At 63.3% G+C, this 330-nt stretch carries 1 protein-coding gene; it reads right to left on the reverse strand.

From position 1 onward, the window contains the following. On the reverse strand, positions 1-330 hold a 330-nt coding region (locus ACO0LG_RS29645; RefSeq protein WP_423032227.1), incomplete at both ends, for a hypothetical protein.

Genomic DNA, 330 nt, shown 5'->3' on the forward strand with positions numbered 1-330 from the left:
TGCCTAATGATGGCAGGCGTTGTTCTACGACACCTGCGGCGCGCTGGAAGATGGCGCTATTGGCGTCGGTGGTGGCGAAGTAGGCGAGGATGGTCTGGTGCAGCAGGTCGCCTGTGAGGTCGTCGCGGCTGACGCCGTTGGCCTGGCTGGGCTGGCTGCTGAGCTTGGCCTGGGTGGCAGCGAGTCTTTGTTGTACTGCGTTGAGTTGGGCGGGGTTGATGCCTTGGGTGTCGGCGACGATGGCGTGGTAGTCACCGGCATGGACGCTGAAGTTGTTGTCGTTCCAGCCGCCACTGGCGGGCTCGAAGCTGCCTATGGAGGCGCTGAGTT

The sequence above is a fragment of the Undibacterium sp. Ji42W genome (assembly GCF_049340405.1).
Lineage (GTDB): Bacteria > Pseudomonadota > Gammaproteobacteria > Burkholderiales > Burkholderiaceae_D > Undibacterium.